The 18,786-nt window shown below is 61.0% G+C and carries 17 protein-coding genes; 7 read left to right on the top strand and 10 right to left on the bottom strand.

The genetic code is table 11. The features are described 5' to 3' along the window. Positions 1 to 181, top strand: a 181-nt coding sequence (locus LVD08_RS14800) for a hypothetical protein (RefSeq protein ID WP_247268507.1), incomplete at its 5' end; no start/stop codon positions are given. Positions 182 to 450: 269 nt separating this feature from the next. Here the strand turns inward: LVD08_RS14800 and fabI are convergent. From fabI to gloB, 8 genes are all read right to left on the bottom strand, one after another. After that, positions 451 to 1,245, bottom strand: coding sequence for an enoyl-ACP reductase FabI (gene fabI / locus LVD08_RS14795; protein ID WP_003202751.1), 795 nt, complete (start codon positions 1,243 to 1,245; stop codon positions 451 to 453). Positions 1,246 to 1,264: 19 nt separating this feature from the next. Next, a complete protein-coding gene (locus LVD08_RS14790; protein ID WP_247268506.1) occupies positions 1,265 to 2,875 on the bottom strand; it encodes an ABC transporter ATP-binding protein in 1,611 nt (536 codons plus the stop codon). 1 nt (position 2,876) lies between these two features. Next, a complete protein-coding gene (locus LVD08_RS14785) occupies positions 2,877 to 3,896 on the bottom strand; it encodes an ABC transporter permease (RefSeq protein ID WP_007965317.1) in 1,020 nt (339 codons plus the stop codon). A 1-nt stretch (position 3,897) separates the two neighbouring features. Next, entirely contained in the window at positions 3,898 to 4,971 is a 1,074-nt protein-coding gene (locus LVD08_RS14780) for a microcin C ABC transporter permease YejB (RefSeq protein ID WP_003224148.1), read from the bottom strand. Positions 4,972 to 4,975: 4 nt separating this feature from the next. Next, positions 4,976 to 6,817 carry an extracellular solute-binding protein gene (locus LVD08_RS14775; RefSeq protein WP_115990075.1) on the bottom strand — a complete coding sequence of 614 codons (1,842 nt, stop codon included), beginning with the start codon at positions 6,815 to 6,817 and terminating at the stop codon, positions 4,976 to 4,978. Beyond that, the gene (locus tag LVD08_RS14770; protein WP_096795959.1) at positions 6,814 to 8,646 is read right to left on the bottom strand and encodes an extracellular solute-binding protein; all 1,833 of its coding nucleotides are present in this window, start codon (positions 8,644 to 8,646) and stop codon (positions 6,814 to 6,816) included. The genes LVD08_RS14775 and LVD08_RS14770 overlap by 4 nt, the downstream gene beginning before the upstream one ends. A gap of 290 nt (positions 8,647 to 8,936) precedes the next feature. After that, positions 8,937 to 10,403, bottom strand: a complete 1,467-nt coding sequence (locus LVD08_RS14765; RefSeq protein ID WP_247268505.1) for a LysM peptidoglycan-binding domain-containing protein — start codon at positions 10,401 to 10,403, stop codon at positions 8,937 to 8,939. Between the two features lie 99 nt (positions 10,404 to 10,502). Next, positions 10,503 to 11,270 (bottom strand): hydroxyacylglutathione hydrolase, encoded by a 768-nt coding sequence (gloB, locus tag LVD08_RS14760; RefSeq protein WP_247268504.1) that lies wholly within the window; start codon positions 11,268 to 11,270, stop codon positions 10,503 to 10,505. A 66-nt stretch (positions 11,271 to 11,336) separates the two neighbouring features. Here gloB and LVD08_RS14755 point away from each other — a divergent pair, with 66 nt between their 5' ends. The 5 genes from LVD08_RS14755 to LVD08_RS14735 all read left to right on the top strand — a co-directional run bounded on the left by LVD08_RS14755 (position 11,337) and on the right by LVD08_RS14735 (position 16,746). After that, positions 11,337 to 12,095, top strand: a complete 759-nt coding sequence (locus LVD08_RS14755) for a methyltransferase domain-containing protein (RefSeq protein ID WP_003224159.1) — start codon at positions 11,337 to 11,339, stop codon at positions 12,093 to 12,095. A 91-nt stretch (positions 12,096 to 12,186) separates the two neighbouring features. Continuing rightward, positions 12,187 to 12,648, top strand: coding sequence for a ribonuclease HI (rnhA, locus tag LVD08_RS14750; protein WP_003224162.1), 462 nt, complete (start codon positions 12,187 to 12,189; stop codon positions 12,646 to 12,648). A 210-nt stretch (positions 12,649 to 12,858) separates the two neighbouring features. Continuing rightward, positions 12,859 to 13,617, top strand: coding sequence for a DNA polymerase III subunit epsilon (gene dnaQ / locus LVD08_RS14745; RefSeq protein WP_247268503.1), 759 nt, complete (start codon positions 12,859 to 12,861; stop codon positions 13,615 to 13,617). 244 nt (positions 13,618 to 13,861) lie between these two features. Then, positions 13,862 to 16,117 carry an Orn/Lys/Arg family decarboxylase gene (locus tag LVD08_RS14740; protein ID WP_103369375.1) on the top strand — a complete coding sequence of 752 codons (2,256 nt, stop codon included), beginning with the start codon at positions 13,862 to 13,864 and terminating at the stop codon, positions 16,115 to 16,117. A 14-nt stretch (positions 16,118 to 16,131) separates the two neighbouring features. Beyond that, positions 16,132 to 16,746: a GNAT family N-acetyltransferase gene (locus tag LVD08_RS14735; RefSeq protein ID WP_041067268.1), complete on the top strand. Its 615-nt coding sequence runs from the start codon at positions 16,132 to 16,134 to the stop codon at positions 16,744 to 16,746. Here the strand turns inward: LVD08_RS14735 and LVD08_RS14730 are convergent. Beyond that, positions 16,712 to 17,605: a LysR substrate-binding domain-containing protein gene (locus tag LVD08_RS14730; protein WP_134786113.1), complete on the bottom strand. Its 894-nt coding sequence runs from the start codon at positions 17,603 to 17,605 to the stop codon at positions 16,712 to 16,714. The genes LVD08_RS14735 and LVD08_RS14730 overlap by 35 nt on opposite strands. 85 nt (positions 17,606 to 17,690) lie before the next feature. Next, positions 17,691 to 17,921 carry a hypothetical protein gene (locus tag LVD08_RS14725; RefSeq protein ID WP_007965845.1) on the bottom strand — a complete coding sequence of 77 codons (231 nt, stop codon included), beginning with the start codon at positions 17,919 to 17,921 and terminating at the stop codon, positions 17,691 to 17,693. A gap of 183 nt (positions 17,922 to 18,104) precedes the next feature. Between LVD08_RS14725 and LVD08_RS14720 the strand changes: the two genes are divergently transcribed. Further along, positions 18,105 to 18,662: an NADPH-dependent FMN reductase gene (locus tag LVD08_RS14720; protein WP_095139621.1), complete on the top strand. Its 558-nt coding sequence runs from the start codon at positions 18,105 to 18,107 to the stop codon at positions 18,660 to 18,662. Positions 18,663 to 18,786: the final 124 nt, after the last annotated feature.

Raw genomic sequence — 18,786 nt, 5'->3', positions numbered from 1 at the left:
CGTCCGGTCAGGCGATATCCATGTCGAATGTGCCGGCCTCTTCGTGAGCAAGCCCACTCCCACAGGTTTGTCGGCTGCCCACAAAATTCAGGCACATCGTAAAAACAGTGTGGGAGCGGGCTTGCTCGCGAAAACGTCCGGTCAGGCGATATCCATGTCGAATGTGCCGGCCTCTTCGTGAGCAAGCCCACTCCCACAGGTTTGTCGGCTGCTCACAAAATTCAGGTGCAGCGCAGAACCCTGTGGGAGCGGGCTTGCTCGCGAAAGCGTCCGCTCAGGCGATATCCATGTCGAATGTACCGGCCTCTTCGTGAGCAAGCCCACTCCCACAGGTTTATCCGCTGTTCACGAAATTCAAGCTCACTCCTACAGGGGGATTTGGGTTGTTGAAGACATTGCAGGCACAAAAAAACCCGCCGATTGGCGGGTTTTTTATTGGCAGACCGAAGATTACTCTTCGATGTTGCCCATGGCGGTGGTGTTGAAGCCGCCGTCCACGTACATGATTTCACCGCTGATGCCCGACGCCAGGTCGGAGCACAGGAAGGCGCCGGCGTTGCCGACTTCTTCGATGGTGACGTTGCGGCGCAGTGGGGTTTGCGCTTCGTTGGCGGCCAGCATCTTGCGGAAGTTCTTGATGCCCGAGGCTGCCAGGGTACGGATCGGGCCAGCCGATACGCAGTTGACGCGGGTGCCGTCCGGGCCCAGGGAGCCGGCCAGGTAGCGTACGCCAGCTTCCAGCGAAGCCTTGGCCATGCCCATCACGTTGTAGTTCGGCATGGTGCGCTCGGCGCCCAGGTACGACAGGGTCAGCAGGCTGCCGTTGCGGCCTTTCATCATTTCGCGGCCAGCCTTGGCCAGGGCCACGAAGCTGTAGGCGCTGATGTCGTGAGCGATGCGGAAACCTTCACGGGTGGTGGCTTCGGTGAAGTCGCCGTCCAGTTGGTCGCCCGGGGCGAAGCCGACGGAGTGCACGATGCAGTCCAGGCCGTCCCACTTCTTGCTCAGTTCTTCGAAGACCTTGGCGATTTCTTCATCGCTGGCCACGTCGCACGGGAAGCACAGCTCAGGGCTCGAACCCCAGCCTTGAGCGAATTCCTCAACACGACCTTTCAGTTTGTCGTTCTGATAAGTGAAGGCAAGCTCAGCGCCCTCGCGATGCATGGCGGCAGCGATGCCGGATGCGATGGACAGCTTGCTGGCGACACCGACGATCAGTACGCGCTTACCGGCGAGAAAACCCATGTGTTGCTCCTCTTTCAGGTTATTGCGCAGTGGCTGGTGCCAAAAAAGCGGCTTCCAGCAACTGCTGTGTATACGGATGTTTGGGGGCGGCAAAAATATCTTGCGCGTCTCCCTGTTCGACCACTTGGCCATGCTTGACCACCATCAACTGGTGGCTCAGCGCTTTGACGACAGCCAGGTCATGGCTGATGAACAAATACGTCAGGTTGTACTTGGCTTGCAGTGAACGCAACAGCTCCACCACTTGCCGCTGCACCGTGCGGTCGAGCGCGGAAGTCGGCTCGTCCAGCAGGATCAGCGCCGGTTTCAGCACCAAAGCCCGGGCAATGGCGATACGTTGCCGTTGCCCACCGGAAAATTCGTGAGGGTAGCGGTGCCGGGTTTCCGGATCCAGACCTACCTCCTTCAATGCCGCAATAATCGCCGCTTCCTGCTCGGCGGCGGTGCCCATCTTGTGAATCCGCAGGCCTTCGCCAACGATGTCGCTGACGCACATCCGCGGACTCAGGCTGCCGAACGGATCCTGAAACACCACCTGCATCTCCCGCCGCAACGGGCGAACCTCGTTCTGCGTCAGGCAGTCTAGCTGTTTGCCCTCAAAGCGAATCGCGCCTTTGCTGCCGATCAGCCGCAAAATCGCCAGACCCAGCGTGGATTTGCCGGAACCGCTTTCCCCCACGATCCCCAGCGTCTGACCCTGAGGCAGGCTGAAATTGATGCCGTCCACTGCCTTGACGTAATCCACCGTGCGCTTGAGCAGGCCTTTCTTGATCGGGAACCAGACTTTGAGGTTCTCGACTTCGAGCAGCGGCGCCCCGATTTTATTGGTCGCCGGGCCCCCGCTGGGCTCCGCGCCGAGCAATTCCCGAGTGTACGGATGCTGCGGCGAACGGAACAGCTCTGCGCACGATGCCTGTTCGACGATGCAACCGCGCTGCATGACACATACGCGATGCGCAATTCTTCGCACCAGGTTCAAATCGTGACTGATCAGTAGCAGCGACATGCCCAATCGAGCCTGAAGTTTCTTGAGCAAATCGAGGATTTTCAGCTGAACGGTCACGTCCAGTGCGGTGGTCGGCTCGTCGGCGATCAGCAGTTCCGGCTCGTTGGCCAACGCCATGGCGATCATCACCCGCTGGCGCTGGCCGCCGGACAATTCGTGGGGCAGGGCCTTGAGGCGTTTGTGCGGCTCGGGAATGCCGACCATCTCCAGCAGCTCCAAAGTGCGCTTGGTCGCGACTTTGCCGCTCAGACCCTTGTGGATGCCGAGGATCTCGTTGATCTGCTTTTCGATCGAGTGCAACGGGTTGAGCGAGGTCATCGGCTCCTGAAAGATCATCGCGATGCGGTTGCCACGGATGTGGCGGATGGTCTTTTCGCTCAGGTCCAGCAGGTTCTGCCCGGCATAGGTGATGCTGCCGGCCGGATGGCGGGCCAGCGGGTAGGGCAGCAGGCGCAGGATCGAGTGCGCGGTCACCGATTTGCCCGAGCCGGACTCGCCGACCAGCGCCAGGGTTTCGCCGCGCTTGATGTCGAAGCTCACGCCTTCGACCACCCGGTGCCGCCGCTCGTTGAAGCCGAACTCGACGGCGAGGTCGCGCACTTCGATCAGATTGTCCTGATTCATTTCACTTCCTCGGGTCGAAGGCATCGCGAGCGGACTCGCCAATAAACACCAGCAAACTCAACATCAGCGCCAGCACCGCGAACGCGCTCATGCCCAGCCATGGTGCCTGCAAGTTGGATTTGCCCTGGGCCACCAGTTCACCCAGCGACGGACTGCCGGCCGGCAAGCCGAAGCCGAGGAAGTCCAGCGCAGTCAGGGTGCCGATGGCGCCGGTCAGGATGAACGGCATGAAGGTCATGGTCGAGACCATCGCGTTGGGCAGGATGTGGCGGAACATGATCGCGCCGTTCTGCATGCCCAGCGCCCGTGCCGCACGCACGTATTCGAGGTTGCGGCCACGCAGGAACTCGGCGCGCACCACGTCGACCAGGCTCATCCACGAGAACAGCAGCATGATTCCCAGCAGCCACCAGAAATTCGGCTGGACGAAACTGGCAAGGATGATCAGCAGGTACAGCACCGGCAATCCCGACCAGATCTCCAGAAAGCGTTGCCCGGCCAGATCGACCCAGCCGCCATAGAAACCCTGCAGCGCGCCGGCAATCACGCCGATGATCGAGCTGAGCACAGTCAGGGTCAGCGCGAACAGTACCGAAATGCGGAAGCCGTAGATCACCCGCGCGAGCACATCGCGGCCCTGATCGTCGGTACCCAGCAGGTTGTCCGCCGAGGGCGGGGCCGGGGCCGGGACTTTCAGGTCGTAGTTGATGCTCTGGTAGCTGTAGGGGATCGGCGCCCACAACACCCACGCATCCTTGGCCTTGAGCAGTTCGCGGATGTACGGGCTCTTGTAGTTGGCTTCCAGCGGGAACTCGCCGCCGAAGGTGGTTTCCGGGTAGCGCTTGATCGCCGGGAAGTACCAGTGGTTGTCGTAATGCACCACCAGCGGCTTGTCGTTGGCGATCAGCTCGGCACCGAGGCTCAGCCCGAACAGAATCAGGAACAGCCACAGCGACCACCAGCCACGCTTGTTGGCCTTGAACAGTTCGAACCGGCGGCGGTTGAGAGGGGACAGGTTCATCTCAATGCTCCCGGCTGGCGAAGTCGATGCGCGGATCGACCAGGGTGTAGGTGAGGTCGCCGATCAGTTTCACCACCAGGCCGAGCAGGGTGAAGATGAACAGAGTGCCGAACACCACCGGGTAATCGCGGTTGATCGCCGCTTCGAAACTCATCAGACCCAGACCGTCGAGGGAGAAGATCACCTCCACCAGCAACGAGCCGGTGAAGAAGATGCCGATGAACGCCGACGGGAACCCGGCAATCACCAGCAACATGGCGTTGCGGAACACGTGGCCGTAGAGCACGCGATTGCGCGTCAGGCCCTTGGCCTTGGCGGTAACCACGTACTGCTTGTTGATCTCGTCGAGGAAGCTGTTTTTGGTCAGCAGGGTCATGGTCGCGAAGTTGCCGATCACCAGCGCGGTCACCGGCAGCGCCAGGTGCCAGAAGTAGTCGAGGATCTTGCCGCCCAGGCTCAGTTCATCGAAGTTGTTCGAGGTCAGCCCGCGTAGCGGGAACCAGTCCAGATAACTGCCGCCGGCAAATACCACGATCAGCAGAATCGCAAACAGGAACGCCGGAATCGCATAGCCGATGATGATCGCCGAACTGGTCCAGACGTCGAAGTGGCTGCCGTGCCGCGTGGCCTTGGCGATCCCCAGCGGGATCGACACCAGGTACATGATCAGCGTGCTCCACAGCCCGAGCGAGATCGACACCGGCATCTTTTCCTTGATCAGGTCGATGACCTTGGCGTCACGGAAAAAGCTGTCGCCGAAATCCAGCTTCGCGTAGTTCTTGACCATGATCCACAGACGTTCCGGGGCCGACTTGTCGAACCCGTACATGTGCTCGATTTCCTTGATCAGCGCCGGGTCGAGGCCTTGCGCGCCACGATACGCGGAGCCGGCCACCGAGACCTCGGCACCGCCACCGGCGATGCGGCTGGTGGCGCCTTCGAAGCCTTCGAGCTTGGCGATCATCTGTTCCACCGGGCCGCCGGGCGCGGCCTGGATGATCACGAAGTTGATCAGCAGGATGCCGAACAGGGTCGGGATGATCAGCAGCAGTCGCCGAAAGATATACGCCAGCATCTGATTACTCCGTGCCCACAGGGTCGGCTTGCAGTTTGGTTTCGACTTCTATGGCGGGCTTCGCGTCAGGCTTGACCCACCAGGTATTAATCCCGATGTCGTATTTGGGCGAGACTTTCGGGTGACCGATGTGGTTCCAGTACGCCACGCGCCAGGTCTTGATGTGCCAGTTGGGGACCACGTAGTAACCCCATTGCAGCACTCGATCCAGCGCCCGGGCGTGCGCCACCAGGCTGCTGCGCGAGTCGGCGTTGATCAGGTTCTCCACCAGTTGATCGACGATCGGATCCTTCAGGCCCATGGTGTTGCGGCTGCTCGGTTTGTCGGCGGCGGCGCTCATCCAGAATTCGCGCTGCTCGTTGCCCGGCGAATTGGATTGCGGAAAGCTGCCGACCATCATGTCGAAGTCCCGCGAGCGCACGCGGTTGATGTATTGCGAAACGTCGACACGGCGGATCACCAGATCGATGCCGAGGTCGGCCAGATTGCGTTTGAACGGCAGCAGCACGCGTTCGAATTCGGTCTGCGCCAGAAGAAACTCGATGACCACCGGTTTGCCGCTGGCGTCGACCATTTTGTCGTCGACGATCTTCCAGCCAGCCTCCTGCAGCAATTGATAGGCCTCGCGCTGCTGGGTGCGGATCATGCCGCTGGCGTCGGTCTTCGGGTTCTCGAAGGCTTCGCTGAACACCTGCGCCGGCAGCTTGCTGCGAAACGGTTCGAGGATCGCCCGTTGTTCGACGTCGGGCAGGCCGGTGGCGGCCATTTCCGAGTTCTCGAAATAGCTGCGGGTGCGGAAGTAGGCACCGTTGAACAGCTGCTTGTTGGTCCACTCGAAATCGAACAGCAGGCCGAGCGCCTGACGCACCCGCACATCCTGAAACACCGGACGGCGCAAGTTGAAAACGAAGCCCTGCATGCCGGTCGGGTTGCTGTTGGCGATCTGTTCCTTGATCAAGCGGCCTTCGGTGACCGCCGGGATGTTGTAGGCGTTGGCCCAGTTCTTCGCGGTCATTTCCAGCCAGTAATCGAACTGGCCGGCCTTCAGCGCTTCGACGGCGACGGTGTTGTCGCGGTAGTAATCGGTGGTCATTACGTCGAAGTTGTAGAACCCGCGATTGACCGGCAGATCCTTGCCCCAGTAGTCCTTGACCCGTTCATAGCGCACCGAGCGCCCGGCTTTCACTTCGGCGACCTTGTACGGGCCGCTGCCCAGCGGGATCTCCAGATTGCCCTTGGAAAAATCACGATTGGCCCACCAGTGTTTCGGCAGCACCGGGAGCTGACCGAGGATCAGCGGTAACTCGCGATTGTTGGTGTGCTTGAACTTGAACAGCACCTTGAGCGGGTCTTCGGCGATGGCCTCTTCGACATCGCTGTAGTAGCCGCGAAACAGCGGCGAGCCGTCCTTGGTCAGGGTCTGGAAGCTGAACACCACGTCTTCGGCGCGCACCGGATGGCCATCGTGAAAACGCGCTTCCGGGCGCAGGTAGAAACGCACCCAGCTGTTGTCCGGGGCTTTCTCGATCTTCGCGGCGATCAGGCCGTACTCGGTGAACGGTTCGTCGAGACTGTGCTTGGTCAGGGTGTCGTAGATCTGCCCGACGTCATCGGCCGGCACGCCTTTGCTGATGAACGGGTTGAGGCTGTCGAAGCCGCCGAACCCGGCCTGACGGAAGATCCCGCCCTTGGGCGCGTCGGGGTTCACGTAATCGAACTGCTTGAAGTCCGCCGGGTATTTCGGCGGCTCGTTGTACAGGGTCACAGCGTGTTGCGGGGCGGCAATCGCCAGCCCGGCGAACAGCAGACCGCTGGCCTGCACGAGCAGGGCGCGGATGGGCGTCATTTATTGTTCTCCGAAGATTTCAGCCACCACGCGCTCAGGCCCAGGGTGTAGGGCGGCGTGGTGACGAAGGCCAACCGGTTGCGGTAGGCCAGTCGGTGATAATTGAGGTACCAGTTGGGAATGCTGTAGTGCTGCCAGAGCAGCACGCGGTCCAGCGCCTTGCCGGCGGCGACCTGTTCGTCGCGGGTTTGCGCGGCGAGCAATTGTTCGAGCAGGTGATCGACCACCGGGTTGGCAATACCGGCGTAATTCTTGCTGCCCTTGACCCCGACCTGACTGGAATGGAAGTACTGCCATTGCTCCAGACCCGGGCTGAGGGTCTGGTTGAGGGTCATCAGGATCATGTCGAAATCGAACTGGTCCAGGCGCTGTTTGTATTGAGCGCGATCCACCGTGCGCAGGCGCGCGTCGATGCCGATGCTGTTGAGGTTCTCGATATAGGGCTGGAGGATCCGCTCAAGGTTCGGATTGACCAGCAACAGTTCGAAGCTCAGCGGCTGCCCTGCGGTGTTTTGCAGGCGCTGGCCGTTGAGTTTCCAGCCGGCCTCGGCGAGCAGGGCCAGGGCCTTGCGCATGGTCTCTCGCGGGATGCCACGGCCATCGGTTTGCGGCAGGCTGAACGGCTCGGTGAACAGCTTCGCGGGCAACTGATCCTTGTACGGCTTGAGCATCAGCCATTCATGCCCGACCGGCAGCCCCGTCGCGGAAAACTCGCTGTTAGGGTAGTAGCTGGTGGTGCGCTGGTAGGCATCGCTGAACAGCGCGCGGTTGGTCCATTCGAAGTCGAACATCAGGCCCAGCGCTTCGCGCACCTTGACGTCGCTGAAGGTCGCGCGTCGGGTGTTCATGAACAGGCCCTGGCTCTGGGTCGGGATCTGGTGTGGAATCTGCGCCTTGATCACTTCGCCACGGCGCACCGCCGGAAAGTTGTAGCCGTTGGCCCAGTTCTTCGCCTGATGCTCGATGTAGATGTCGAATTCGCCGGCCTTGAACGCTTCGAAGGCCACGTCGCTGTCGCGGTAGAACTCGACTTCCATGCGATCGAAGTTGTACTTGCCGCGATTGACCGGCAGGTCCTTGCCCCAGTAATCCTTGACCCGCTCGAAAATCAGCTGCCGCCCCGGCGTCACTGAGGTGATGCGGTACGGGCCGCTGCCCAGCGGTGGTTCGAAGGTGGTGGCCTTGAAGTCGCGATCCTTCCAGTAATGCTGCGGCAGCACCGGCAACTCGCCGAGGCGCAGGATCAGTAACGGATTGCCCGAGCGTTTCATCACGAAACGAATGCGCTGCGGGTTGAGGATGTCGACCCGCGACACTTCCTGCAGGGCGGTGCGGTACAGCGGGTGTCCGTCCTTGAGCAGTGTTCGGTAGGAGAACGCCACGTCGTAAGCGGTGATCTGGGTGCCGTCGTGAAAGCGTGCTTCCGGGCGCAGATTGAACACCACCCAGCTGCGATCTTCGCTGTACTCCACCGATTGCGCGATTAAGCCATAACTGGACGCCGGTTCGTCACCGGACGGCGAATACTGGCCGGTGCCGACCATCAGCGGCTCGTTCAGCTCGTTGATGCCGTACTGCAGGAAATTCGGTGTGGTGACCGGGCTGGTGCCCTTGAACGTGTATGGGTTGACCGTATCGAAGGTGCCGAACGCCATCACCCGCAACGTACCGCCCTTGGGCGCTTGCGGGTTGACCCAGTCGAAGTGGGTAAATCTGGCCGGGTACTTGAGCGTGCCGAACTGCGCATAACCGTGACTCTCGGTAATCGTCGCGCTTGCGGGTGAGCTCAAGGCCAGGCTGATCAGGAGCAGGAGGAGGGGACGCTTCAAGTCAGATCCGATCCAGGCGGCTTGGGCTTTGTGGGCCGTACAGTAACAGCTTGTCTGAACAGGAAAAAGATAGCGGGTTAATGGGCTGTTAATCGGCGTGCAATGCTTGCCCGGTTTGCATTGTAGCGAGGGGATTTATCCCCGATGGACTGCGCAGCAGTCCCCGTGGTTTTTGGAAGGCAGGGGCCGCTTCGCGCCCCATCGGGGATAAATCCCCTCACCACAAGGAATCCATCGGGGACAAAAATTCTGGCAATAAAAAAGCCCCTGAAAATTCAGGGGCTCTTCTGTCAGTGCGGCTGGTAGACCGTGAGCATCTGCCCAGGCTTGAGGGCCTTGCCGGCACCCGGGTTCCAGCGCTTGAGATGCTGCATCTCGACGTTGAAACGCTTGGCCACCACATACAATGTGTCGCCACGCTTGACCTTGTACTGGGTCTGCTGCTGGCTGTCGGCCTTGCCTTTGGTCTTGCTGTTGGCAGCGATCACCGTGTTGACCCGGCCACCGCTGCGCGCCGGGGTGCGCTTGGTGTTGTCCTGCATCACCAGGGTCTGGCCGACCTTGAGGTTTTTGCCGGTCAGCTTGTTCCAGCGCTGCAGGTCCTTGACTTCGACCTTGTTGGCCTTGGCAATGGAACCGAGATTGTCGCCGCGTTTGACCCGGTAAGCGCGCTTGAGCTTCGCCACTTCAGTCGGGTCGGCACCGTCGAACACCGGCTTCAGCGAACGCGGGCTGATCAGCTCTTCAGGCCGCATGGTCTGCAGGCTGGCGGTCAGCAATTGCGCCTTGGACGTCGGCACCAGCAGATGCTGAGGACCGTCGATGGTGGTGCGCTGCTTGAAAGCCGGGTTGAGCTGGAACAGCTCGTCTTCGTCGATGTTGGCCACCGCTGCGACCTTGGACAGGTCCATGCGCTGGTTGATTTCGACGACCTGGAAATACGGTTCGTTGGCGATCGGGTTGAGGTTCACCCCGTAGGCTTCCGGGGCCAGCACCACTTGCGACAGGGCCAGCAGCTTCGGCACGTAAGCCTGGGTTTCCGCCGGCAACGACGACAGGTTCCAGTAGTCGGTCGGCAGGCCAAGCTTCTCATTACGCTCGATGGCGCGGCTGACCGTGCCTTCACCGGCGTTATAGGCCGCCAGGGCCAGCAGCCAGTCACCGTTGAACATGTCGTGCAGACGAGTCAGGTAGTCCATCGCGGCGGTGGTCGAGGCGGTAATATCGCGACGGCCATCATAGAAGCGGGTCTGGCGCAGGTTGTAGTAACGACCGGTGGACGGAATGAATTGCCACAGGCCCGATGCGTCGGCCCGGGAATAGGCCATCGGGTTGTAGGCGCTCTCGATCACTGGCAGCAGGGCCAGTTCCAGCGGCATATTGCGCTCTTCGAGGCGTTCGACGATGTAATGAATGTAGAGGCTTCCGCGTTCGCCGGCGTTCTCCAGAAAGGACGGGTTGCTGGCAAACCACAGCCGCTGCTGCTCGATGCGCGGGTTGACGCCCAGGCCGTCCTGCAGCTGGAAACCACCGCGCATGCGCTCCCAGATGTCCTGAGGCACCTGCGGGCTGGGCTTTTCGCTGAGCCAGATCGGTTTCTGCTTGGCTCGCGCAGCAATGTTCGGCGTATGGCTCGCTTCAGGCTGCGGAGCATGGCTGGAACAGCCCGCCAACGTGGCGGACACAGCCACCGCGATGGCTTGCGCCAGGCGGGTCAGCGTGTCTGAATTGACGGACTTACGTATGGATGACGACATTGGCTGGAAGTAAGTTCCGGGCAAAAATGTCGGGCGATTCTAGAAAGCGCACCCCCTGCGGTCAACCATTCAGAATTTTTGTACCAGCTGGTGAGTCACTTAGAACTTATCTTTCCATGCCCGCAGAGCCGCAAAAACCTCACTCGGCGCCCGGTTTTGAGCGCCTGCCCGTTCGTCCACTTTTTGTGTAACTAATGTTTCAGCGGTACGCAAAAACGGATTTGTGAGCTTTTCCAGGGCCAGGGTCGAGGGCAGGGTCATCACGCCTTTTTCCCGTTGTTGGGTGACTTTTTCCAGACGGGCGGCAATGTCCGGGTTGCTCGGTTCGACTGCCGCAGCAAACTTCAGATTGCTCAGGGTGTATTCATGGGTGCAATACACCAGCGTATCCTCGGGCAAGCTGGCGAGGCGGCTGAGCGAGTGGTGCATCTGTTCTGGCGTACCTTCGAACAGACGCCCGCAACCGGCGGCGAACAGGGTGTCGCCGCAAAACAGCAGGCCGTGGTGGTAATAGGCAATGTGGCCGAGGGTGTGACCGGGCACCGCATAGACATCGAAATCCCAGCCGAGCACGCTGACCGTGTCGTTGTCCGTGAGCGCCACGTCGCGCCCCGGGATGTTTTCGCTGGCCGGGCCGTAGACTTTAGCGCCGGTTGCCGTTTTCAGGCGTTCGACGCCGCCGACGTGATCGTGATGGTGATGGGTGATCAGAATGTCGCTCAACACCCAGCCCGGGTGCGCGGCCAGCCAGGCCTGCACCGGCGCGGCATCGCCCGGGTCGACCACGGCGCAACGCTGGGTGCGGTGATCCTGTAACAACCAGATGTAGTTGTCGGTGAACGCGGGCAGGGCACTGATCTGTATCATCGTCGGAATTCGCCAAGCGGAAAACATTGGCGCATCTTAGAGCTTCTAGCGGCGTTGGAGAATGACATGACCGATAAAGCGTTCGCTCAGGCCGATCCCGACTGGCTGGCGTTGATCGGCGCGGCCCGTGAATGGCTGGCCGGCCCGCTCGGGCAATTTCTGCTGGATGAAGAACGGCGCATGCTCGAAGACGAGTTGGGGCGGTTCTTCGGCGGCTATCTGGTGCATTACGGGCCGTCGGCCCAGACTCCGCCGTCGGCGCCGCAGGTGCAGCGCAACGTGCGGCTCGGCGCGCCGTTGCCGGGTGTCGAGATCGTCTGCGAGGAACAGGCCTGGCCGTTGAGCGAGCACGCCGCCGACGTGGTGGTGTTGCAGCACGGTCTGGATTTCTGTCTGTCGCCCCACGGTTTGCTGCGCGAAGCGGCAAGCAGTGTACGCCCCGGCGGGCATCTGCTGATCATCGGCATCAACCCCTGGAGCACCTGGGGTTTGCGCCACGTATTTGCCCACGACGCCTTGCGCCAGGCACGCTGTATCTCGCCATCGCGGGTCGCCGACTGGCTCAATCTGCTGGGCTTTGCGCTGGAGAAACGCCGCTTCGGGTGCTATCGTCCGCCGCTCGCGTCGCCCAAGTGGCAGGCCCGACTGGCCGGCTGGGAACGCAAGGCCGGCGACTGGCAACTGTCGGGCGGTGGCTTCTATTTATTGGTCGCGCGCAAGATCGTGGTCGGCCTGCGTCCGGTGCGTCAGGAACGCCGCGAGCCGATGGGCAAGCTGATTCCGCTGCCGATGGCCAAGGTCAACCGCCGTCGTATCGAACCGTAAACCTTCTTTTTATAGTGGCCGGACTTGTTCCGGCCGCGGCCATCGTCGATCCGCGATTGACGGGGCCAGGCATTTTTCTGGATAGAGTGGCATGAGCGAAAGCGTCGATAGCGTAGAACTGTTCACCGACGGTGCCTGCAAGGGCAACCCCGGCCCGGGCGGCTGGGGCGCCTTGCTGGTGTGCAAGGGCGTCGAAAAGGAACTGTGGGGCGGCGAAGCCAACACCACCAACAACCGCATGGAACTGCTCGGCGCCATCCGTGGCCTCGAAGCCTTGAAGCGGCCGTGCGAAGTGCTGCTGGTGACCGACTCGCAATACGTGATGAAGGGCATCAACGAGTGGATGGCCAACTGGAAAAAACGTGGCTGGAAGACAGCGGCGAAAGAGCCGGTGAAAAACGCTGACCTTTGGAAAGAGCTGGATGAGCAGGTCAATCGCCACAAGGTCACCTGGAAGTGGGTGCGCGGGCACATTGGTCACCACGGTAACGAACGGGCTGACCAGTTGGCCAACCGTGGGGTGGATGAAGTTCGCGGGTACAAGCAGAGCTGATTCCCGCCGTTGCACCGAGTCGTGGCCTTCGCGAGCAAGCCCGCTCCCACACTGGATCTCCTTTGTACATCAGCACTGTGTCCACCGCAGATCAATTGTGGGAGCGGGCTTGCTCGCGAATGGAGCGACTCGGTCTACCTGAAACACCTCTGCCGAGCGTGTTAACATCGCCGCTTTTGCACGATTGACCCCGTTGAGAATTGAACACTGATGGCCACCAGATCCGTTGTACTCGATACCGAAACCACCGGCATGCCGGTGACCGATGGTCACCGGATCATTGAAATCGGCTGTGTCGAACTGATCGGTCGGCGCCTGACGGGCCGGCACTTTCACGTCTACCTGCAACCGGATCGCGAGAGTGACGAAGGCGCGATCGGCGTTCACGGCATCACCAACGAATTCCTCGTCGGCAAACCGCGCTTCGCCGAAGTGGCCGACGAGTTCTTCGAGTTCATCAACGGCGCGCAACTGATCATCCATAACGCGGCGTTCGACGTTGGCTTCATCAACAACGAATTTGCCTTGATGGGTCAGCACGATCGCGCTGACATCACCCAGCATTGCACCATCCTCGACACCCTGATGATGGCTCGGGAACGTCACCCGGGGCAGCGCAACAGCCTCGACGCCTTGTGCAAACGTTATGGCGTCGACAACTCTGGCCGTGAACTGCACGGCGCCTTGCTCGACTCGGAGATTCTCGCCGACGTCTACCTGACCATGACCGGTGGCCAGACCAGCCTGTCGCTGGCCGGCAACGCTTCCGACGGCAATGGCACGGGCGAGGGCGCGGACAACTCCGCCACCGAAATCCGTCGTCTGCCGGCTGATCGCCAGCCTGCGCGGATCATTCGGGCGACGGAAGAGGAACTGGCGGCGCATTTGGCGCGGCTGGAGATCATTGCCAAGTCGGCGGGCGGGCCGGCGTTGTGGACGCAGATTGCCGAGGCTGATGCTCAAGCTTGATCCCCTCTGTGGCGAGGGAGCTTGCTCCCGCTTGGCTGCGAAGCAGTCATAAAACCTGAATGCACTATTGATGCTGAACGAATACCGGGGGCCGCTTCGCGCCCCAGCGGGAGCAAGCTCCCTCGCCACAAAAGCCGAGTCAGGCTGAATGAAGCCAACTGGCCACCCTCGCCACTTTCGCTGCAACCCTCTACCCTGAGTGCATTGGCAGACTTTGATCCGCCGCCTCGGGACACTGAGCCTCATGTACAAAGATTTGAAGTTTCCGGTGTTGATCGTCCACCGCGACATCAAGGCCGACACGGTCGCCGGTGACCGTATCCGTGGCATCGCCCGGGAGTTGGAGCAGGAAGGTTTCAATATCGTTTCGGCCATCGACTACACCGAAGGGCGGTTGGTTGCCTCCACCCATCATGGTCTGGCGTGCATGCTGATCGCTGCCGAAGACGCCAGCACCAACTCGCACCTGCTGCAGAACATGGCCGAACTGATCGGCCTGGCGCGGGTGCGCGCGCCGGATCTGCCGATCTTCGCGCTGGGCGAACAGGTCACCCTGGAAAACGCCCCCGCCGATGCCATGGCCGAGCTCAATCAACTGCGCGGCATTCTCTACCTGTTCGAAGACACTGTGCCGTTTCTGGCGCGGCAAGTGGCGCGGGCGGCGCGTAAATATCTGGATGGTCTGTTGCCGCCGTTCTTCAAGGCACTGGTGCAGCACACCGCCGACTCCAACTATTCCTGGCACACCCCCGGTCATGGCGGTGGCGTGGCCTATCACAAGAGCCCGGTGGGGCAGGCGTTTCATCAGTTCTTTGGCGAAAACACCCTGCGTTCGGACTTGTCGGTATCGGTGCCGGAACTCGGTTCACTGCTCGATCACACTGGGCCGCTGGCCGAAGCCGAAGAGCGCGCCGCGCGCAACTTCGGCGCCGATCACACGTTTTTCGTGATCAATGGCACCTCGACCGCCAACAAGATCGTCTGGCACTCGATGGTCGGTCGGGATGATCTGGTGCTGGTCGATCGCAACTGCCACAAGTCGGTGCTGCACGCGATCATCATGACCGGCGCGATCCCGCTGTACCTGTGCCCGGAGCGCAATGAGCTGGGGATCATCGGCCCGATTCCGCTGAGCGAATTCAGTCGCGAATCGATTCAGGCGAAGATCGACGCCAGCCCGCTGACCAAAGGCCGGGCGCCGAAAGTCAAACTGGCGGTGGTCACCAATTCGACCTACGACGGCCTGTGCTACAACGCCGAGCTGATCAAACAGAGCCTGGGCAATAGCGTGGAAGTGCTGCATTTCGATGAGGCGTGGTACGCCTACGCGGCGTTTCACGAGTTCTTCGCCGGGCGTTATGGCATGGCCACCTCGCGCACCGAGGACAGCCCGCTGGTGTTCACCACTCACTCCACGCACAAGCTGCTCGCCGCGTTCAGCCAGGCCTCGATGATTCATGTGCAGGACGGCGGCGCGCGGCAACTGGACCGTGACCGTTTCAACGAAGCGTTCATGATGCACATCTCGACTTCGCCGCAGTACAGCATCATCGCTTCGCTGGATGTGGCCTCGGCCATGATGGAAGGCCCGGCCGGGCGTTCGCTGTTGCAGGAAACCTTCGATGAGGCGCTGAGTTTTCGCCGGGCGCTGGCCAATCTGCGCCAGCACATTGCGGCGGATGACTGGTGGTTCTCGATCTGGCAGCCGCCCGGCGTCGAAGGCATCGACCGGGTGCAGACTGAAGACTGGCTGCTGCAGCCGGACGCCGACTGGCACGGCTTCGGCGAAGTCAGTGACGACTATGTGCTGCTCGACCCGATCAAAGTGACCCTGGTCATGCCCGGGTTGAATGCCGGTGGCGCGCTGAGCGAGAAGGGCATCCCGGCGGCGGTGGTCAGCAAGTTCCTCTGGGAGCGCGGGCTGGTGGTGGAGAAGACCGGGCTGTATTCGTTCCTGGTGCTGTTCTCGATGGGCATCACCAAAGGCAAGTGGAGCACGCTGCTCACCGAGTTGCTGGAGTTCAAGCGCAGTTACGACGCCAACATCAGTCTCGCGACCTGCCTGCCGTGCGTGGCGCAGCAAGACACCGCGCGCTATCGCGGCATGGGCCTGCGTGACCTGTGCGATCAACTGCACGCCTGTTACCGCAGCAACGCCACCGCCAAACATCTGAAACGCATGTACACGGTGCTGCCGGAAATCGCAATGAAGCCGGCCCATGCCTATGATCATCTGGTGCGCGGCGAAGTCGAGGCGGTGCCGATCGATGAGCTGGAAGGAAGGATCGCGGCGGTGATGCTGGTGCCGTATCCACCGGGAATTCCGTTGATCATGCCGGGGGAGCGCTTTACCGAGGCAACCCGCTCGATCATTGACTACCTGAAGTTTGCCCGCACGTTCGACAGCAGCTTCCCCGGTTTTGTCGCTGATGTGCATGGACTGCAACATGAAGACGAGGGCAATGGACGGCAGTACACCGTCGATTGCGTCAAGGAATGAGGACCTTTCCGAGTATGCAACCGGTCATGAATCCGAAATACCCAGGGCTGTCGGTGCGCGTCGCCGACGATGGTTTCGCGGCGTACATCTGGGGCAGCGACTTCAGTTTCGAGGTCGCCGCGTACGGTGCCGCCGTCATTGGCCAACCGGTCGAGCGCTGGGCGGTGACGCCGATCGTGCCGTACCGCAAGTGCTACGGCATCGACCCTGAAGAGTTCAGCAGCTATCGCGATGCTGCCGACAGCGCGATTTTCATGGCGTATCTCGATGATGAGCCGGTCGGTCATCTGGTGATCAGCACCAACTGGAACGGCTTTGCCCATATCGATGAGCTGGCGGTACACGCACCGGCGCGCCGGCATGGTGTGGCCAAGGCGTTGCTGGATGTCGCGCAGTTCTGGAGTCGCAAGAAAAAACTGCCGGGGATCATGCTCGAAACCCAGAACAACAACCTCGGCGCCTGTCGTTTGTATGAGCGTTGTGGCTACGAGATTGGCGGTATCGACCATCTACGTTATCGCGGGATTGATCCGAACACCGCGGAAATTGCGTTGTTCTGGTATCGACTGTTCGATAACCCGCTGGAAAACCCGCTCAGCTCGCCAGCATCGCCTCGGCTTGTTCCGTGACAATCGTCAGCAGCGTCTGAATCGCTGTGGGCGTGGCGCTGTGTCGGTAGGTCAGGGCATACAGGCTGATCGGCACCGCCGGTGACAATGGGCAGACATCCAGTCCGCTCGTCCGCGCGCCGAGGGCGGTGAACGGGTCGACGATGGCCAGGCCTTCGCCGGCCTCGACCATGCTGCGCATCATCTGATGGGTTTGTACTCGGGTCTGGATGCTCGGCGCCGGGCGCAGGGCCTGGAGTTTGTTCTCCAGCGCCGGGCTCAATGGGTCGTGGCCTTCGAGGCCAACCATTGCCTGGCCAGCCAGATCCTGCAGGGAAATGTATTTCTGCTTCGGTTGCAGCCAGCCGTGGGGCGCGAGCAGTTGCAGCTTGCCGTGGGCCAATGGCTGGCAGTGGATGTCGGGGTGTTCCGGATCGTGCAGGCTCAGGCCCAGATCGCTTTCGCGCAGCAGCAGGCTGCGGACGATGTCGCAGGTCGGAGAGCTGAGCAAGCGGCAAGGAGCGTCGGGCAACCGTCGGCGCAGCAGCGCGATACTTTGCGGCAACAGCTGTTGCGCCAGCGGCGGGGTGCCGATGATGCGCAGGGGCGGGGCGAGGTATTGCTTGAGGCTGCTGGCCAGACGCTGCACCGGCTCCAGCGCCTGATAGACATGAGCGATTTCCACCTGCAACGCCCGCGCTTCAGGCGTCGATTGCAGCCGGCCGCGTACGCTGGCGAACAGCATGAACCCCAGCTCGCTCTCGGCTTCGCGCAAACGCTCTTCGACCTCGGTCACCGGGAGCTGCAGCCATTCGGCGGCGGTGCCCAGATGACCGGTCTGCAAGAGCGCCTGAATCACTTCGATATGACGTAAACGCATGCGTGAAGTCCATGTTCAGCAGGTGGGGTCAGTGGCTGAATCCTACCCCAAGTCTGCGCATATGACTTCTGCTCATAACGGCCAGTTATGACGCGACGGTTGTCTCAGGCTCACGGGTCAGGGTAATACCTGACTGAACCAGGAGAAACTCGGTGTCACTGACTTTGTTGACGCGATCGCCAATGGCCAGTTTGTAAATAGGCTCCGAGCCAGTGGAACCGTCTGCCGACGGAGTGGATTCCTGGAACTCATGCACGGAATAAACGCGGCCTTCCGCATCTCTTGCATGGAACTGACCGACGAGTACTGCTGCCATCTGCTTAGAACCTCTGGAGATAAAACGCTTGATTTGCGGCTTGGTAGACCGTCATCAAGCCCTGTAAGTTTTCCTACAGGAAAAAAATAATCAGCGCGCAGGAATTTCCCTTGCTCGCTGGTGAAACTGTCATCGAATCATCTATAACTACTGGCTCTTCCCACCGACAGTCGAGAGTCTTCCATGAGCAATGTCTACAACGTCGCTGTAGTCGTCGGCAGCCTGCGCAAAGCATCGATCAACCGCAAAGTCGCGCTGGCGCTGGCCGAGCTGGCACCGGCGAACCTCAAACTGAAGATTGTCGAGATTGGCGACCTGCCACTCTATAACGAAGACATCGACGGCGATTCACCGCCGGCAGCCTACAGCACTTTCCGCCAGGAAGTCGGTTCTTCCGACGCGGTGCTGTTCGTCACCCCGGAATATAACCGCTCGGTGCCGGCGCCTTTGAAGAATGCGATTGACGTGGGTTCACGGCCGTATGGCAAAGCCGTCTGGAGCGGCAAACCGGGTGCGGTGATCAGCGTGTCGCCGGGGGCGATTGGCGGTTTTGGTGCCAACCAGCATTTGCGCCAGTCCTTCGTGTTTCTCGATGTGCCGTGCATGCAGCAGCCGGAAGCGTATCTGGGGGGCGCGGGTTCGGCGTTTGACGAGGCGGGCAAGTTGAACGAGTCGGTGAAACCGTTCCTGCAGAATTTCATTAATGCGTATGGGAAATTTGTGGAACAACACAAGAAATAATCGGGTCTGAGCTGCGATAAAACAGAGATCCTGTGGGAGGGGGGTCGCTCTCGGGGGGGGGGGGGGGGGCCCACAAATGGCGTCTTGTACCCCGCCCTCCCCGGCCAGGCCCCCCCCCCCCGTG

Source organism: Pseudomonas sp. YL2 (assembly GCF_023063025.1).
Lineage (GTDB): Bacteria > Pseudomonadota > Gammaproteobacteria > Pseudomonadales > Pseudomonadaceae > Aquipseudomonas > Aquipseudomonas putida_A.
This window is presented reverse-complemented; position numbering and strand designations above follow the sequence as displayed.

Bases quoted from the DNA above. Each gene is read 5' to 3' on its own strand.
- fabI (WP_003202751.1), bottom strand. From the start codon at position 1,245: ATGGGTTTTCTCGCCGGTAAGCGCGTACTGATCGTCGGTGTCGCCAGC.
- LVD08_RS14790 (WP_247268506.1), bottom strand. From the start codon at position 2,875: ATGAATCAGGACAATCTGATCGAAGTGCGCGACCTCGCCGTCGAGTTC.
- LVD08_RS14785 (WP_007965317.1), bottom strand. From the start codon at position 3,896: ATGAACCTGTCCCCTCTCAACCGCCGCCGGTTCGAACTGTTCAAGGCC.
- LVD08_RS14780 (WP_003224148.1), bottom strand. From the start codon at position 4,971: ATGCTGGCGTATATCTTTCGGCGACTGCTGCTGATCATCCCGACCCTG.
- LVD08_RS14775 (WP_115990075.1), bottom strand. From the start codon at position 6,817: ATGACGCCCATCCGCGCCCTGCTCGTGCAGGCCAGCGGTCTGCTGTTC.
- LVD08_RS14765 (WP_247268505.1), bottom strand. From the start codon at position 10,403: ATGTCGTCATCCATACGTAAGTCCGTCAATTCAGACACGCTGACCCGC.
- gloB (WP_247268504.1), bottom strand. From the start codon at position 11,270: ATGATACAGATCAGTGCCCTGCCCGCGTTCACCGACAACTACATCTGG.
- LVD08_RS14755 (WP_003224159.1), top strand. From the start codon at position 11,337: ATGACCGATAAAGCGTTCGCTCAGGCCGATCCCGACTGGCTGGCGTTG.
- rnhA (WP_003224162.1), top strand. From the start codon at position 12,187: ATGAGCGAAAGCGTCGATAGCGTAGAACTGTTCACCGACGGTGCCTGC.
- dnaQ (WP_247268503.1), top strand. From the start codon at position 12,859: ATGGCCACCAGATCCGTTGTACTCGATACCGAAACCACCGGCATGCCG.
- LVD08_RS14740 (WP_103369375.1), top strand. From the start codon at position 13,862: ATGTACAAAGATTTGAAGTTTCCGGTGTTGATCGTCCACCGCGACATC.
- LVD08_RS14735 (WP_041067268.1), top strand. From the start codon at position 16,132: ATGCAACCGGTCATGAATCCGAAATACCCAGGGCTGTCGGTGCGCGTC.
- LVD08_RS14730 (WP_134786113.1), bottom strand. From the start codon at position 17,605: ATGCGTTTACGTCATATCGAAGTGATTCAGGCGCTCTTGCAGACCGGT.
- LVD08_RS14725 (WP_007965845.1), bottom strand. From the start codon at position 17,921: ATGGCAGCAGTACTCGTCGGTCAGTTCCATGCAAGAGATGCGGAAGGC.
- LVD08_RS14720 (WP_095139621.1), top strand. From the start codon at position 18,105: ATGAGCAATGTCTACAACGTCGCTGTAGTCGTCGGCAGCCTGCGCAAA.